At 67.5% G+C, this 14,495-nt stretch carries 11 protein-coding genes; 5 read left to right on the top strand and 6 right to left on the bottom strand.

Features of this window, described 5'->3' with window-relative positions:
• Positions 1-18: 18 nt before the first annotated feature.
• Both aceE and FB600_RS37825 read right to left on the bottom strand, forming a co-directional pair.
• A complete protein-coding gene (gene aceE / locus FB600_RS26510; protein WP_013698747.1) occupies positions 19-2,715 on the bottom strand; it encodes a pyruvate dehydrogenase (acetyl-transferring), homodimeric type in 2,697 nt (898 codons plus the stop codon).
• Positions 2,716-2,855: 140 nt separating this feature from the next.
• The gene (locus tag FB600_RS37825) at positions 2,856-2,981 is read right to left on the bottom strand and encodes a hypothetical protein (RefSeq protein WP_261383469.1); all 126 of its coding nucleotides are present in this window, start codon (positions 2,979-2,981) and stop codon (positions 2,856-2,858) included.
• Here FB600_RS37825 and fixL point away from each other — a divergent pair.
• The 4 genes from fixL (at position 2,980) to FB600_RS26490 (ending at position 9,750) form a co-directional block, all read left to right on the top strand.
• Positions 2,980-5,484 (top strand): oxygen sensor histidine kinase FixL, encoded by a 2,505-nt coding sequence (gene fixL / locus FB600_RS26505; protein WP_164467550.1) that lies wholly within the window; start codon positions 2,980-2,982, stop codon positions 5,482-5,484. The genes FB600_RS37825 and fixL overlap by 2 nt on opposite strands.
• The gene (fixJ, locus tag FB600_RS26500) at positions 5,481-6,119 is read left to right on the top strand and encodes an oxygen response regulator transcription factor FixJ (RefSeq protein WP_013698749.1); all 639 of its coding nucleotides are present in this window, start codon (positions 5,481-5,483) and stop codon (positions 6,117-6,119) included. The genes fixL and fixJ overlap by 4 nt, the downstream gene beginning before the upstream one ends.
• Before the next feature lie 380 nt (positions 6,120-6,499).
• The gene (gene folD / locus FB600_RS26495; RefSeq protein ID WP_013698750.1) at positions 6,500-7,360 is read left to right on the top strand and encodes a bifunctional methylenetetrahydrofolate dehydrogenase/methenyltetrahydrofolate cyclohydrolase FolD; all 861 of its coding nucleotides are present in this window, start codon (positions 6,500-6,502) and stop codon (positions 7,358-7,360) included.
• A gap of 296 nt (positions 7,361-7,656) precedes the next feature.
• Entirely contained in the window at positions 7,657-9,750 is a 2,094-nt protein-coding gene (locus FB600_RS26490) for a M3 family metallopeptidase (RefSeq protein ID WP_145757650.1), read from the top strand.
• A 104-nt stretch (positions 9,751-9,854) separates the two neighbouring features.
• Here FB600_RS26490 and dinB read toward each other — a convergent pair whose 3' ends face one another.
• Positions 9,855-11,027 carry a DNA polymerase IV gene (gene dinB, locus FB600_RS26485; protein WP_096748486.1) on the bottom strand — a complete coding sequence of 391 codons (1,173 nt, stop codon included), beginning with the start codon at positions 11,025-11,027 and terminating at the stop codon, positions 9,855-9,857.
• Between the two features lie 135 nt (positions 11,028-11,162).
• A complete protein-coding gene (locus FB600_RS26480) occupies positions 11,163-11,798 on the bottom strand; it encodes a LysE family translocator (protein ID WP_145757649.1) in 636 nt (211 codons plus the stop codon).
• A 248-nt stretch (positions 11,799-12,046) separates the two neighbouring features.
• Here FB600_RS26480 and FB600_RS26475 point away from each other — a divergent pair, with 248 nt between their 5' ends.
• Positions 12,047-12,739 (top strand): aspartate/glutamate racemase family protein, encoded by a 693-nt coding sequence (locus tag FB600_RS26475; RefSeq protein WP_096748485.1) that lies wholly within the window; start codon positions 12,047-12,049, stop codon positions 12,737-12,739.
• A gap of 29 nt (positions 12,740-12,768) precedes the next feature.
• Here FB600_RS26475 and FB600_RS26470 read toward each other — a convergent pair whose 3' ends face one another.
• Both FB600_RS26470 and FB600_RS26465 read right to left on the bottom strand, forming a co-directional pair.
• Positions 12,769-14,004 (bottom strand): lactonase family protein, encoded by a 1,236-nt coding sequence (locus FB600_RS26470; protein WP_145757648.1) that lies wholly within the window; start codon positions 14,002-14,004, stop codon positions 12,769-12,771.
• A gap of 222 nt (positions 14,005-14,226) precedes the next feature.
• Positions 14,227-14,478, bottom strand: coding sequence for a pentapeptide MXKDX repeat protein (locus FB600_RS26465; RefSeq protein ID WP_186467885.1), 252 nt, complete (start codon positions 14,476-14,478; stop codon positions 14,227-14,229).
• Positions 14,479-14,495: the final 17 nt, after the last annotated feature.

Below are 14,495 nucleotides of genomic sequence, written 5' to 3'. Positions count from 1 at the left end.
TGACATGGCACGTTTGCGTTAAACCGTCATCGGATTGGGCTTGGACGGATCGAGGTCGTACTTCTTGATCGCCTCGGCCACGACCTTGCGGTCGATCGTGCCTTCGTCGGCCAGCGCGTTCAGCGCGGCGACGGTCACCCAGTAGCGGTCCACCTCGAAGAAGTGGCGCAGCGCCTTGCGGGTGTCCGAACGGCCGTAGCCGTCGGTACCGAGCACCACGAAGCGGCGATCGATCTGGCCGCGGATCTGGTCGACCAGCGCGCGCACGTAGTCGGTCGATGCGATCACCGGGCCTTGCGTGTCCTTCAGCAGCTTCTGGACATGCGACAGGCGACGCTCCTCGGTCGGGTTCAGCAGGTTCCAGCGCTCGACGTCATGGCCTTCGCGCGCCAGTTCGGTGAAGCTCGGCACGCTCCAGAGGTCGGCGGCGACGCCCCAGTCGTTCTTCAGCAGGTCGGCGGCGGCGATCACTTCGTTGAAGATCGTGCCCGCGCCCAGCAGTTGCACGCGCGGTGCCTTCTGGTCGGCCTCGGCCTTCCTGAACGCGTACATGCCCTTGATGATGTCGGCCGCCACGTGCTCGCCCTGCGGGATCGCCGGGTGCTCGTAGTTCTCGTTCATCACCGTGATGTAGTAGTACACGTCTTCCTGGTCGGCCACCATGCGCTGCAGGCCGTTCTGGATGATCACCGCGAGTTCGTAGCCGAAGGTCGGGTCATAGCTGACGCAGTTCGGCACCGAGGCCGCCCACAGCAGCGAGTGACCGTCCTCGTGCTGCAGGCCTTCGCCGTTCAGCGTGGTCCGGCCGGCGGTGCCGCCCAGCAGGAAGCCGCGCGAACGCATGTCGCCGGCGGCCCAGGCCAGGTCGCCGATACGCTGGAAGCCGAACATCGAGTAGAAGATGTAGAACGGCACCATGATCTCGTTGTGCGTCGAATACGACGTCGCCGCCGCGATCCAGTCGCACATGCCGCCCGCTTCGTTGATGCCTTCCTGCAGGATCTGGCCGGTTTCCGATTCCTTGTAGAACATCAGCTGGTCGGAATCTTCCGGCACGTACTTCTGGCCCTGCTGGTTCCAGATGCCGATCTGGCGGAACAGGCCTTCCATGCCGAAGGTACGCGACTCGTCCGGGACGATCGGCACCACGCGCTTGCCCAGCGCCTTGTCCTTGAGCAGGATGTTCAGGATCCGCACGAAGGACATGGTGGTCGAGATCTCGCGGCCTTCGCCGGTGCCCTTGAGCAGCGGCTCGAACACCTCGAGCGCCGGCACCGGCAGCGATTCCGCCTTCTGGCGGCGCTGCGGCAGGTAGCCGCCGAGCGCCTGGCGGTGCTGGCGCATGTACTCGAGTTCCTTCGAGCCTTCCTCGAACTTCAGGTAGGGCACGTCGCCGATCACGTCGTCCGAGATCGGCAGGCGGAACTGGTCGCGGAAGCGCTTCAGTTGCTCGACCGGCAGCTTCTTCTGCTGGTGCGTGATGTTCATGGCCTGGCCGGCCTCGCCCATGCCGTAGCCCTTGATGGTCTTGGCCAGGATCACGGTCGGCGAGCCCTTGGAGTTGCTCGCCTCGTGGAACGCCGCGTAGATCTTGTGCGGATCGTGGCCGCCGCGGTTCAGGTTCCAGATGTCGTCGTCGGACCAGTCGGCGACCAGCGCCTTCAGCTCCGGCGTGTTGAAGAAGTGCTCGCGCACGTAGGCGCCCGACTCCGACTTGTAGGTCTGGTACTCGCCGTCGACCACGTCCATCATGCGGCGCATCAGGGCACCGCTCTTGTCGCGCGCGAACAGCGCATCCCAGCGGCTGCCCCAGATCACCTTGATGACGTTCCAGCCGGCGCCGCGGAATTCCGATTCCAGTTCCTGGATGATCTTGCCGTTGCCGCGCACCGGGCCGTCCAGGCGCTGCAGGTTGCAGTTGATCACGAATACCAGGTTGTCCAGCCGCTCGCGGCTGGCCATGCCGATCGCGCCGAGCGATTCCGGCTCGTCGGTCTCGCCGTCGCCGAGGAAGGCCCAGACCTTGCGGCCCTGGGTCTTGGCGATGCCGCGCGCTTCCATGTACTTCATGAAGCGGGCCTGGTAGATCGCCATGATCGGGCCGAGGCCCATCGAGACGGTCGGGAACTGCCAGAAGTCCGGCATCAGCCACGGATGCGGGTACGAGGAGATGCCGTTGCCGCCCACTTCCTGACGGAAGTTGTCGAGCTGGTCTTCGGTCAGGCGGCCCAGCAGGAAGGCGCGCGAGTAGACGCCCGGCGAGGAATGGCCCTGCACGAACACCAGGTCGCCGCCGTGCTCGGCGGACGGCGCGTGCCAGAAGTGGTTGTAGCCGACGTCATACAGGGTCGCGGCCGAGGCGAACGAGGCGATATGGCCGCCCACGTTGGTGTCCTTGCCGGCACGCAGCACCATCGCCAGCGCGTTCCAGCGCGTGTACGAACGGATGCGGTGCTCGAGATCCTGATCGCCCGGGTTCTTGGCCTGCTGGTCGAGCGGGATGGTGTTGATGTAGGGGGTGTTCGCGGAGAACGGCAGATGTTCGCCGTTCATGCGGGCGAACTCGATCTGCTTCTCGATGAGGTAGTGCGCGCGGCCAGGACCGACGGACGAGATCACGCCGTTCAGGGCTTCGAGCCATTCGACGGTTTCCTGGGCATCTTCGTCGTGCTCGGCGGCCACATACTTCATCACTTCGTTCGGTACAGCGGACATACTCGTCTCCTGGGTCCTGAGTGTGAGGATCGCGCTGCGTGCAGACGACGTGATTCCGGCCGGCTGCGGCAAGCTCCGGCGGATTGTAAAGACCCTCGGCGGGCTGGCGCAACAAAATTTTCGAGTTGTGAGATTGTTTCTCACCATGCGAAATTTTGCTGCGCCGCACCCTTGCCGCTTGGCCCATCCGCGACAAATTTCGCTTTCAGTTCAACAATGCGCGACGCCGTTTTGTCCGCATGGCCCTGCGCTACAATGCGTGCCATGTTGACCGATCGGCTATTCGCACGCTCGGCGCGAGCGTCCGGTGCGCCGGCCGAGTCGCAGCCGTCCCGTTGGCACCACGGCCCGTGGTGGTCCAATTCCTATCTGTTGACGCCGCTGCTGTCGATCCTGGTGTTCCTGGTGGTGATGAGCCTCATCCTGTGGAGCCTCAACCGCCGCGAACAACAACAGCAGGAAGACACCCTCTATCGCAACGTCGCCTGGGCGCAGCAGCAGATCCGCCTGTCGATGACGAGCGCCCAGGAGCAACTGCAGGCCTTCGCGCGCGACATCGCGCTGGGCCGCGTCGACGAGCACGGCTTCCAGTCCGGCGTCGGCGACGTGATGCAGGCGCATCCCGAGATCCTCTACCTGAACTGGTATGTCGCGCCCGGCGCCGCGCGCTGGCCGGACATGCAGATCCCGGCGCTGGGCCAGCGCCTGGCCAAGCCGAACGACACCCAACTGGCCGAGATCGTGCGCGGCGCCTGGTCGGACGCCAGGGAAACGCGCCGGCAGGCCTACGCGGCGATAACCTACGACGATTTCGGCAACGGCTTCGTGACGCTGCAGACCCCGGTGATGCGTGACCGCGAATACCTGGGCTCGATCGCTGCGGTGTTCTCGGTCGAGGGCATCCTCAAGCACGACATCCCGCCCGAGCTATCGGCCAAGTACAAGATCTCGATCACCGACGTCAACAACCGCGAGCTGGCCTCGACCTCCTCGCGCCCGCGCCTGCCGCGCGACGCCCATTACGACCTGCCGCTGGACCCGCCCGGCCAGGGCCTGACGGTTCGCGTCTACGCCTATCCGCAGATGACGAACCTGACGAACAACACGCTCGTCTGGCTGGTCGCGGGCCTGTCCTGCTTCGTGCTCTGGAGCCTGTGGAGCCTCTGGAAGCACACCCGCCAGCGCTTCGAGGCACAGCAGGCGCTGTACGCGGAAGCCTTCTTCCGGCGCGCGATGGAGAATTCGGTGCTGATCGGCATGCGCGTGCTGGACATGCACGGCCGCATCACCCACGTGAATCCGGCCTTCTGCCGCATGACGGGCTGGGACGAGGCCGACCTGGTCGGCAAGACCGCGCCCTTCCCCTACTGGCCGCGCGACGCCTATCCCGAAATGCAGCGCCAGCTCGACATGACGCTGCGCGGCAAGGCGCCCTCCTCGGGCTTCGAGCTTCGGGTGCGCCGCAAGGACGCCTCGATGTTCCACGCGCGGCTCTATGTTTCGCCGCTGATCGACAGCTCGGGCCGCCAGACCGGCTGGATGTCGTCGATGACCGACATCACCGAGCCCAAGCGCGCCCGCGAGGAACTGGCCGCCGCCCACGAGCGCTTCACTACCGTGCTGGAGAGCCTGGACGCCGCGGTTTCGGTGCTGGCTGCCGACGAGGCCGAGCTGCTGTTCGCCAACCGCTACTACCGCCATCTGTTCGGCATCCGCCCCGACGGCCACCTGGAGTTGTCCGGCGGCGGTTTCGACAGCACCCAGGCCTCCTCCGACTCGATCGACATGGTCGACGCCTTCGCCGGCCTGCCGGCCACGGCGCTGACCGAAAGCACGGCCGACGCGCAGGAAGTCTACGTCGAGAGCATCCAGAAGTGGTTCGAGGTGCGCCGCCAGTACATCCAGTGGGTGGACGGCCATCTGGCGCAGATGCAGATCGCCACCGACATCACCACCCGCAAGAAGGCCCAGGAACTGGCCCACCAGCAGGAAGAGAAGCTGCAGTTCACCAGCCGCCTGATGACGATGGGCGAGATGGCCTCGTCGATCGCGCACGAGCTGAACCAGCCGCTGGCGGCCATCAACAACTACTGCTCGGGCACCGTGGCGCTGGTCAAGAGCGGCCGCGGCACCGCCGAGACGCTGCTGCCGGCGCTTGAGAAGACTGCCCAGCAAGCGCTGCGCGCCGGCATGATCGTCAAGCGCATCCGCGAATTCGTGAAGCGCAGCGAGCCCAAGCGCCAGGCCGCGCGAGTGGCCGACATCGTGGCCGACGCGGTGGGCCTGGCCGAGATCGAGGCGCGCAAGCGGCGAATCCGGATCGTCACGGAAATTCGCGCGAGAATGCCTATCATTTATGTCGACCCCGTGCTGATCGAGCAGGTGTTGATGAACCTGATGAAGAACGCGGCCGAGGCGATGGGCGAGGTCAAGGATCCGAACACCGACGGCCTGATCCGCGTGGTGGCCGACATCGAGGCCGGCTTCGTCGACATCCGTGTGATCGATCAGGGCCCGGGCGTGGACGAAGCGTCCGCCGAGCGCCTGTTCGAACCGTTCTACAGCACCAAGTCCGACGGCATGGGCATGGGGCTCAACATCTGTCGTTCGATCATCGAGTCGCACCGCGGTCGGCTCTGGGTCGTCAACAATATCGAGGCGGACGGCCGCGTTTCCGGCGCGACGTTCCATTGCAGCCTGCCCATCGGGGCACCCGAGGACCACGGCCGCAGCGGCGTGGCATCACATACTGTTACGGGAGAGATATGAATAGCCCTGTCACCACCCCTCAGGAAACCGTCTTTGTCGTCGACGATGACGAGGCCGTGCGCGATTCGCTGCGCTGGCTGCTGGAGGCGAACGGCTATCGCGTGCAATGCTTCTCGAGCGCCGAGCAGTTTCTCGACGGCTATCAGCCGGCCCTGCAGGCCGGCCAGATCGCCTGCCTGATCCTCGACGTGCGGATGTCGGGCATGAGCGGCCTGGAGTTGCAGGAACGCCTGATCGCCGACAACGCCGCGCTGCCGATCATCTTCGTGACGGGCCACGGCGACGTGCCGATGGCGGTCTCGACCATGAAGAAGGGCGCGATGGACTTCATCGAGAAGCCCTTCGACGAGGCCGAGCTGCGCAAGCTGGTCGAGCGCATGCTCGACAAGGCCCGCAACGAGAGCAAGAGCGTCCAGGAGCAGCGCGCCGCCAGCGAGCGCCTGTCCAAGCTGACCGCGCGCGAGCAGCAGGTGCTCGAGCGCATCATCGCGGGGCGCCTGAACAAGCAGATCGCCGACGATCTCGGCATCAGCATCAAGACGGTCGAGGCGCACCGCGCCAACATCATGGAAAAGCTCAACGTCAACACGGTCGCGGACCTGCTGCGTCTCGCGCTGTCGAAGAAGCAGGCCTGAGCGCGTAACGCGCCGCCCTGTCACGCCCCGGCCACGGGGCTGGCGAGGGCGCGTGATCCCGGGGGCGCTTGCGTTGATCTGCTTGCCTTCCCGACCTGCCGCTTGACGGACCGCCGCGGCATCCGCGTTGTGATCCGGGTCGCCGCGCGGATGCCGCGGCCTTGCATTCGGCGCCCGCGCGGCCGGCCCGGCGCGGCCATGCCCCGCCCGTGACGACGCCCGCCGCCGGTCATGCCCGCCCCATCCATCGCGCCGTCATGGCGCCCCATCGCCGGATCGATGTCGGGTCCCGGCAGGCGATAGGTATAATTCCGTGCTTTGCAGCGGCGCCCCCGCCGGGCCGCCGCGCCGGCTTTTCCCTATTCGGATCGAATCCCACCATGACAGCCACCCTGATCGACGGCAACGCCCTTTCGAAGACCCTGCGCGCGCAAGCGGCCGAACGCGCCGCCGCGCTGAGCGCGCGCGGCCATCGCCCCGGCCTCGCGGTCGTGCTGGTCGGCGACAACCCGGCCAGCGAAGTCTATGTCCGCAACAAGATCAAGGCCTGCGAGGACAACGGCTTCTACTCGAAGAAGGACGTCTACCCGGCGACGCTGTCCGAAGCCGACCTGCTGGCCCATATCGACGCGCTGAACCGCGACCCGCAGATCCACGGCATCCTGGTGCAACTGCCGCTGCCGGGCCATATCGACAGCCACAAGGTGATCGAGGCGATCGCGCCCGAGAAGGACGTGGACGGCTTCCACGTCGCCAATGCCGGCGCGCTGATGACCGGCAAGCCGCTGTTCCGCCCCTGCACGCCCTATGGCGTGATGAAGATGTTCGAGGCGCACGGCATTGACCTGAGCGGCGCCAACGCGGTGGTGATCGGCCGCTCGAACATCGTCGGCAAGCCGATGGCGATGCTGCTGCTCGAGGCCGGCGCGACGGTCACCATCTGCCACAGCAAGACCCGCGACCTGGCCGCCCACACTCGCCAGGCCGACGTGGTGGTGGCCGCGGTCGGCAAGCGCAACGTGCTGACCGCCGACATGATCAAGCCCGGCGCGGTGGTGATCGACGTCGGCATGAACCGCAACGAGGCAGGCAAGCTCTGCGGCGACGTCGATTTCGACGGCCTGCGCGAGGTGGCCGGCTTCATCACGCCGGTGCCGGGCGGGGTCGGTCCGATGACGATCACGATGCTGCTGATCAACACGCTCGAAGCCGCCGAACGCGCGGCCGACGCGGCGGCCTGAGCGCCCGGGGCCCGGTCGAGCCGCGCAGGCTTCGGCCGGCCTCCCCGGGCCCGCCCCGCCACCTGCCGGCGGGGCGCTTCCCCGCTTTTCGCCCCTGCTGCTCGTTTTCGCCCCCTCCCCGTCGCGCCGTCTTCCCGCCCCGCTTTTCCCCGAGCCGCCGCCCGCCCCGTCGCGCCGCCAATCACCTCGTTAGAAACTTCCGATTGGAAACCGGCCACACCGCCCCAATAATGTCGACATGCCGCGGCCTCGCTGCCGCGCCCGTTGAACCGAATTCCGACCCCGCAGGGAGCACCATGTCCGTCAGCGCCAACGCCAACCCGCTTCTCGATTTCTCCGGCCTGCCCCGCTTCGGCGAGATCCGTCCCGAACACGTGACGCCCGCCCTCGATACGCTGCTCGAACAGGCGGAAGACGCCGTCGCCCGCGCCGCCGACCCGGCCACGCCCGCCACCTGGAACGAGGTGGTGGAAGCCGTCGAGCGCGTGACCGAGCCGCTCGGCCGCGCCTGGGGCATCGTCGGCCACCTGAACGCGGTGGCCGACACGCCGGAGCTGCGCGCGACCTACGGCGAGAACCTGCCGCGCGTGACCGAATTCTGGTCTAGCGTGGGCCAGAACCTCGCGCTCTACGAGAAGTACAAGGCGATCGCCGCCGGCGCCGAATACGCCACGCTGAGCGCCGAGCGCCGCAAGATCCTCGACAACTCGCTGCGCGACTTCCGCCTGTCGGGCGCCGAGCTGCCCGAGGCGCAGAAGCCGCGCTTCGCCGAGCTGCAGGAGCAGCAGGCCGCGCTCTCGAAGGCCTTCTCGGACCACGTGCTCGACGCCACCAACGGCTACGCCTACTACGCCGAATCGGAAGACCAGCTCGCCGGCCTGCCCGACGACGCGATCGCCGCCGCGCGCGAGGCCGCGCAGCGCGAGGACAAGGCCGGCTGGAAGTTCACCCTGCACTTCCCCTCCTACTTTCCGGTCCTGCAATACGCCGACAACCGCGCGATGCGCGAGACCCTGTACCGCGCCTACGTCACGCGCGCCTCGGAACTGGGCCCGCAATACGGCGGCGGCAAGGCCGAATGGGACAACACCAAGGTGGTGGCCGAGACGCTCGCGCTGCGCCGCGAGGAAGCCGTGATGCTCGGCTACGCGAACTTCGCGGAAGTGTCGCTGGCGCCGAAGATGGCCGAATCGCCGGCCCAGGTCACGGCCTTCCTGGAGGACCTGGCGGTGCGCGCGCGTCCGCACGCCGAGCGCGACTGGGACGAGTTGCGCGCCTTCGCCGCCGGCACGCTCGGCATGAGCGAGCTGGCGCCCTGGGACGTCGCCTACGCGGCCGAGAAGCTGCGCGAGCAGCGCTACGCGTTCTCGGAAAACGAGGTCAAGCAGTACTTCCCGGAACCGGCCGTGCTGAAGGGCCTGTTCACCGTCACCGAGACGCTGTTCGGCGTGAAGATCCGCCGCGACGAGGCGCCGGTCTGGCATCCCGACGTGCGCTTCTTCCGCGTCGAGAACGCCGACGGCAGCCTGGTCGCGCAGTTCTATCTCGACCTCTACGCGCGCGAGGGCAAGCGCGGCGGCGCCTGGATGGACGACGCGCGCTCGCGCGCCCGACGCGCGGCCGGCCTGCAGACGCCGGTGGCCTACCTAACCTGCAACTTCTCGGCGCCGATCGGCGACAAGCCGGCCTGCTTCACGCACGACGAGGTGATCACGCTGTTCCACGAGTTCGGCCACGGCCTGCACCACATGCTCACGCGCGTCGACGAGCTCGGCGTGTCGGGCATCAACGGCGTGGAATGGGATGCGGTCGAGCTGCCCTCGCAGTTCATGGAGAACTTCTGCTGGGAATGGGACGTGCTGCCCTCGATGTCCTCGCACGTCGAGACCGGCGCCTCGCTGCCGCGCGCGCTGTTCGACAAGATGCTGGCCGCGAAGAACTTCCAGAGCGGGCTGGGCACACTGCGCCAGATCGTGTTCTCGATGTACGACATGCTGCTGCATGTCGATTTCGATCCGACCGGCGCCAGCAACGCGGTGGAATTCGCGCGCGAGATCAACGAGCGCTTCCACGTGATCCCGCAGGCGCCGTTCTCGCGCTGGCCGAACACCTTCAGCCATATCTTCGCGGGCGGTTACGCGGCCGGCTACTACAGCTACAAGTGGGCCGAGGTGCTGTCGGCCGACGCCTACGCGGCCTTCGAGGAAGCGGCCAAGGCGAGCGGCACGGTGCTCGACGCGGCCACCGGCACGCGCTATCGCCGCGAGATCCTCGAAGTGGGCGGCAGCCGCCCGGCGATGGACTCGTTCAAGGCCTTCCGCGGCCGCGAGCCGGAGATCGACGCGCTGCTGCGCCACAACGGCATGGCCGCCGGCACGCAGCCGCACTGAGGCGCCGCCAGACGCCTGATCGACGCGCGCCGGCCGCCGCCGGCACGTGTCGAATGTGTCGAATCACCGACCAACGGCATCCACCTCGCGTGGATGCCGTTTTTTCATGCGGACGCGCTGTCCGCTTCGTCGTCACCCTCCTCGATCGACACTTCGGGCGTCGGGTCCTCGTCGTCGTCGAACAACGCGATCTGGCCGTGGCGCTCGGCCGTGTCCTCGTCGACCCTCACGCCCACGCCGAGCAGCCGCACCGGCTGGCGCCGCCGCTCCAGCCCCTTCTCGAGCAGCGCGACGGCCGTGTCCGCATCGCTGCGATCGGCCACGCACTCGACCGTGGTGCGCTGGAAATCGGCAAAGCGGATCTTCACGAACAGCTTGCGGATGGTCTTGCGCGAGTGGGTGCGCTCGATGCGCGTGTCGAGCTGGACCACCAGCTTGCGCAGTTCCTCGGCGCACTGCTCAGGCGTGACGAGATCGGCCACATAGGTGGTCTCCACGCTGACCGACTTGCGCTCGCGATCGGCATGCACGCGCCGCTCGTCGATGCCGCGCGAGAGCTCGTGCAGACGCCGGCCGAAGGCGCCGAACTCGCGATGCAGGTCGAACAGCGACCAGTCGCGCAACTGCGCGCAGGTCTCGATGCCGAGCCGTTCGAGCCGCCCGGCGGTCACCCGGCCGACGCCGAACAGCTTGCGCACCGGCAGCGCCGCCACGAAGGCCTCGACCTGATGCGGGCGCACCACGAACAGGCCGTCAGGCTTGTTCCAGTCGGAGGCGATCTTGGCGATGAACTTGTTCGGCGCGACCCCGGCCGAGACCGTCACGCCGACCGTGTCGCGCACGCGCTCGCGGATCTCGCGCGCGATCAGGGTGGCGCTGCCCTGGCAGCGCTCGGTGCCGCTGACGTCGAGATAGGCCTCGTCGAGCGAGAGCGGCTCGACCTCGGGCGTGTAGTCGCGATAGATCGCCATGATCGCCCGCGAGGCGACGCGGTACTTGTCCATGGAGGGCGGCAGGATCAGCAGCTCGGGGCACTTGCGTACCGCCAGTGCCGAGGACATCGCCGAATGCACGCCGAAGCGCCGTGCCTCGTAGTTGCAGGTGGCGATCACGCCGCGCCGGTCGGGCCGCCCGCCCACCGCGAGCGGCCGGCCGCGCAGCGAGGGATCGTCGCGCATCTCGACCGAGGCGTAGAAGCAGTCGCAGTCGAGGTGGATGATCTTGCGCGCGAACCCGGTCGCGCCGCCCGACGAAGCGGACGGCGCGACGGATTCCATGGCGGGGGAGGAAGCGAGCGGTTTCAAGGTGACGATACTGTACAAAAAAACAGTGTCGCCGTGTTGAGGGATCGCTTGGAAAAGATAAAGGCTTGGAGCAGCCGAGCGGCATCGCGATGCCGTGCCACGCAGCCCTTATTGCCGGAACACGGCCAGCTTGGCGGCGAGCCCGAGGAAGAAGGCGCCCAGCGTGCGGTCGATCCAGGCCGCCATGCGCCGGCTGGCGCGCAGACGCTGCGCCAGACGATCGCCGAACAGGATCAGCGGCGGCTCGATCACGGCCGCCACCGCGACGATCAGCACGCCGTGCAGGCCGAGCTGCAGCGGCACCGGCCCGGCGCCGGCCACCACGAACTGCGGCAACAGGGCCAGGAAGAAGATCGCGACCTTGGGGTTGAGGATGTCGATCAGCACGCCCTGCAGGAACACCTGCATGGGGCTGCGTTGGCGGGTCGGCTCGTCGAGCTGGAAAGCGCCCGACTTCGACCGGAGCGCCTGGATGCCGAGCCAGCTCAGGTAGATCACGCCCACCCACTTCACCACCAGGAACAGGCTGGCCGAGGTGTAGAGGATCGCCGACAGACCGATCGCGGCGCACATCCCATGGAACAGCGCGCCGCTCCAGACCCCGAGCATCGCGGCGAAACCGTGGCGCCGGCCGCTCTTGACGGTATGGCCGAGCATGAAGGCCAGGTCCGGCCCCGGCGTGACATTGAGCAGCACGGCCATGCCCAGGAAGGCCAGCCAGTGGGCGGAATCGTAGTGGAGCATCGCCATCCCCTGAATTCGATCGGCAGCACGGATCGCCTCGCGCGTGGTGCCTGTTCGGCAGAGCATACGGCAGGCGCTTTCGCCCGATCAATCCCCTCGTGCGCCGCCGTGTGCCGTGCAAACGGCTCGACGCACCGTCACGGCCGGATCGCTCGATCCGTACCGGTCGTTCCGGCCCCAGGTGTACCGCCGCAAGCCGGGTTCGCCGCCTATACTCGACCAGCCCAATCACCAACAGGAACAGCGCAATGAAGACGATCGGCCTGATCGGCGGGATGAGCTGGGAATCGTCGGCGGAATACTACCGGATGATCAACCGCGCCTCGAAGGCGCGGCACGGCGGCCACCACAACGCGAAGAGCGTGATGGTGACGGTCGATTTCGCCGAGATCGAGGCGCTGCAGCGCGCCCAGGACTGGGACGCGCTCGGCGCGCGCATGGCCGACGCGGCGCGACAGTTGCAGTCGGCGGGCGCCGACGTCGTGGTGCTGACCACCAACACCATGCATCGCGTGGCCGACGCGATCGAGCGCGTGCTCACGCTGCCCTTCCTGCACATCGCCGATCCGACCGGCGCCGCGCTGCGCGCGGCCGGCGTCGAGCGGGTCGCCCTGCTCGGCACGCGCTACACCATGGAACTGCCGTTCTACGCGGCGCGGCTGGCCGAGCGTTTCGGCATCGAGGTGCTGACGCCGGACGCCGAGGATCGCGACACGGTCCATCGCGTGATCTACGAGGAGCTTTGCCACGGCCTGATCGAGCCGGCCTCGCGCGCCGCCTACGCGGCCATCATCGGCCGGCTGGCCGCGCGCGGCGCGCAGGCGGTGATCCTCGGCTGCACCGAGATCACGCTGCTGATCGGCGAGCGCGATTCGCCGCTGCCGGTGTTCGATACCACCGCGCTGCACGCGCAGGCCGCGGTGGATTTCGCAGCGGCCTGAACCTCGTCCGGGCGACGCCAGCCGCTGCCTCAGATCCCCGTCAAACCCTGCAGGCTGATCTTCGACTGCGTGTTGGCGGGTTGTTCCCCGAGCTTGCTCAGCGCACCGTCGGCACCGATCGCGTAGGCCACGATCTTGTCGTCGCCGGCGTAGTCCTGGTAGAGGAACTTGCCGTCCGGGCTGACCCAGGAATCGTTGGCGAAGGCCGAGCTCTGGCCCGCGACCGGCGTTTCGGTGGCCGCCGAGGCATTGACCAGCGTGAGCTTGCCGGCGCCGTCGATCGAGAACAGCGAGACCGCGCCGCTGCCGTTGCCGATGTAGGCGAAGCGGTTGTCCGGCGTCAGCGAGATCCAGCAGGGCGCGGCCTGCCCGGTCACGGTGACGGGCGCGCCGGTCGAGGTGAAGTTGCCGCTCGGCGCCGAGAAGCTGAAGGATTCCACGCTGCCGCCCGGCGCGTCGGTCACCACGTAGGTGGAGGCCAGCGCGCCGGTGCCGAAGCGGCCGCCGAACGGGCCGACGCCGGCCGAGGTGCTGTTCACCGGCGTGCCGAGCGTGCCGTCGGCCTGCACCGGGAAGGCCAGCAGCGTATTGAGCGGCGCGGTGGGCGTGACGGTGCGCAGGAAGCCGTTGACGATCACGAACTTGCCGTCCGGGCTCAGCGACACCTGGGTCGGCAGCGCGTCCTGCACCACCACCGCGTACTGGCCGATCGCGCTCAGCTTGCCGTCGTCGCCGACACGATAGGCACCCAGCTCCTGCGCGCCCTGCTGGTGCGTGACATAGAGCACGCCGTTCGAAAACGCCAGCGAGGTCGGCCGCGTGCCGCCGGTGGGCGACACCGCCAGCAGGCTCAGCGTGCTGCCCGAGATCGAGAACACGCTGACCGTGTTGTCACCGGCGTTGGCCACGAACAAACGCGTGCCGTCCGGCGAGACGATCAGGCTGTTGTTGCTGGTCAGCGCATCGGGCGCGACCGTGTTGCCCATGAAGTAGTTGACGCCATTGGTGCCCTTGCCGCCGGTCGCCAGGCTCGGCATCGCGCTCAGCGTGCCGTCCGCGTTGCGCACGAAATGCAGCACCGCGTTCTGCGCGTCGTTGGTCTGCGCGAACAGCTGCGTGACCTTCTGCGGCGTGGCCGGCGGCGTGACAGCCGGCGGCGTGACCGCGGGCGGCGCGCTCGCCGTCGTCGTCGTCGAATCGTCGCCGCCGCATGCCGCCAGCATCACCGCCGTAATCGTCAGTGCCGTCACCAGTTTGAGCTTCATCCGTTTACCTCGTTCATCAGGTTTCGAGTTACCCCCCGCATACCGGATCGGCTGCCTGTTTCGCGGGTGGATCATGTGCGCTCGGCGTCCGGTTCCTGGTCATCCGGATTCGTCCGCGCGCAGGTCAGTTCGGAACCCTGACGGTTGCGGTTACAACGAACGAGAAAAAAAGCCCGCGATCCCTTCCAGGATCGCGGGCCGGGTTCGGCTCGGGAAGACGCCTTACTTCGACATCGCGTCCGATGCCGCGGGCGACATGCCCATCGCATCGTGCTTCTTCATCTTGCCGCCCTTCTTGCCCATCGTGTCGTGCTTCATGGCGTCGTGCTTCATGGCGCCCTTGCCCATCGCGTCGTGCGACATCGCATCCTTGCTCATCGCGTCGTTCGACATGGCGCCGCTCGCCTGCGCGAATGCCGCCGCAGCGCCGAAAGCCAGCGTTGCCGTCACGATTGCCGTTGCCAGAACCTTCATCATGTACTCCTTTACCG

The sequence above is a fragment of the Burkholderia sp. SJZ089 genome, from assembly GCF_007828315.1.
Lineage (GTDB): Bacteria > Pseudomonadota > Gammaproteobacteria > Burkholderiales > Burkholderiaceae > Burkholderia > Burkholderia gladioli.
This window is presented reverse-complemented; position numbering and strand designations above follow the sequence as displayed.